Source organism: Kitasatospora sp. NPDC007106, assembly GCF_040634455.1.
GTDB classification, from domain to species: Bacteria; Actinomycetota; Actinomycetes; order Streptomycetales; family Streptomycetaceae; genus Kitasatospora; species Kitasatospora arboriphila.
The window spans coordinates 1-1,641 of record NZ_JBEYFP010001128.1; the positions used below are offsets into that span (position 1 = coordinate 1).

Consider the following 1,641-nt stretch of genomic DNA (forward strand, 5'->3'; position numbering starts at 1 on the left):
ACCACGGCGGACCCTTCACTTTCCCCACGAGCAGCTCAACGAGTCACCAGACAAGCAGACATGGCCTCAGCGAGCCTTTGTGTTAGCTCCTCTTAACGAGTGGCTGTGAGACACCGTTCGTTGCGACCATGCGGCAGTGAACGCACTTCTTCCCTACGGATGGACGATCGAGCAGGTCCGCTCCGCATCGGGTGACGCCAAAGCGGATCTGCTCTCGCTTGAACGACTCGTCGTCGTCGAACAGCACGGCTTCGCCGACTATGACGTCCTCCAGCCCGACGTCGTCATTGCCTTCCATGGCTATGACATGTCCCTTGCAAGAGTTGGTGAAGACTGGTTCATGGGGCAGCTCGACCCCGACGGCTCAGTCATTTGCTGGGCTTCCTACGGCCCCGACCTGGCCGAAGCCATTCGCGGGTTGTGAGCTGCCAGGCAGCGAGCTCGATCATTTTCACAACACGCCCTAGTGTCCTGAGTCGGGAATTCGCTTCAGATATCCGGCGAGGCGTTCGAGGATCTCGTTGGCGGTCTTGGTCCAGACGTAGGGCTTGGGGTCGGTGTTCCAGGTGGCGATCCAGTCCCGGATGTCGGCTTCGAGGGCCTGGACGGACGTGTGGACGCCTCGCCGTATCTGCTTGTTCGTCAGCTCGGCGAACCAGCGCTCGACCAGGTTGAGCCAGGATGAACCGGTCGGGGTGAAGTGCAGGTGGAAGCGGGGGTGGGCCACCAGCCAGGTCTTGATCGTCGGCGTCTTGTGGGTGGCGTAGTTGTCCAGGACCAGATGCACGTCCAGGCCCTCAGGGACCTGCTGGTCCAGCAGTGTCAGGAACTTCTTGAACTCCTCGGTGCGGTGTCGGCGGTGCAGCGAGCCGATGACCTTGCCGGTGGCGACCTCGAGTGCGGCGAACAGGGTGGTGGTGCCGTGGCGGACGTAGTCCGCGGTCATCCGCTGCGGCACGCCCGGCATCATCGGCAGCACGGGCTGGGAGCGGTCGAGCGCCTGGATCTGGGACTTCTCGTCCACGCAGAACACCAGGGCCCGCTCCGGCGGGTCGAGGTAGAGGCCGACGACGTCGTGGACCTTGTCCACGAAATACGGATCGGTGGACAGCTTGAACTTCTCGGCGCGATGGGGCTGCAAGCCGAACGCACGCCAGATCCGCGAGACCGTCGACTGCGACAAACCCGTCTGCTCGGCCATCGATCGGGTCGACCAGTGGGTCGCGTTCTTCGGCGCGGATTCCAGTGTCCTGGCGATCAGCTCGGCGACCCGTTCGTCGGACACGGTGCGCGGAGCCCCGGGCCGGGGCATGTCGCCCAGACCGGCGATCCGGTGCTCGACGAACCTCGCCCGCCACCGACCAACTGCCTGCGGCGTCGACCCCACCCGTTCCGCGACGTCCTTGTTCGATGCGCCACTTGCGCACTCCAGCACGATCCGACACCGCAGAGCCCACGCCTGCGGCGTGGACCGGCGCCGCACCCACCCCTCCAGCGCAGCCCGCTCATCATCCGACAACACCAACTCGGCCTTCGGCCGACCTGTCCTCGCCACAAAGCCAGTCTACATTTATCTACAGAATTAAAGACTCAGGACACTAGGGCTTGTGTGATGTCGTGATCAATCCTCGGGTTCTGCCC

Annotated in this window: 2 protein-coding genes; one reads left to right on the top strand and one right to left on the bottom strand. The window is 63.8% G+C overall.

The annotated features are described in order from the left end of the window. Window positions 1-136: 136 nt before the first annotated feature. Entirely contained in the window at window positions 137-424 is a 288-nt protein-coding gene (locus ABZ641_RS36425) for a hypothetical protein (RefSeq protein ID WP_359988804.1), read from the top strand. A gap of 39 nt (window positions 425-463) precedes the next feature. On the opposite strand, the gene ABZ641_RS36430 is transcribed toward ABZ641_RS36425, so the two are convergent. Beyond that, window positions 464-1,555 (bottom strand): IS630 family transposase, encoded by a 1,092-nt coding sequence (locus ABZ641_RS36430; protein WP_359988806.1) that lies wholly within the window; start codon window positions 1,553-1,555, stop codon window positions 464-466. Between the last annotated feature and the right edge of the window lie 86 nt (window positions 1,556-1,641).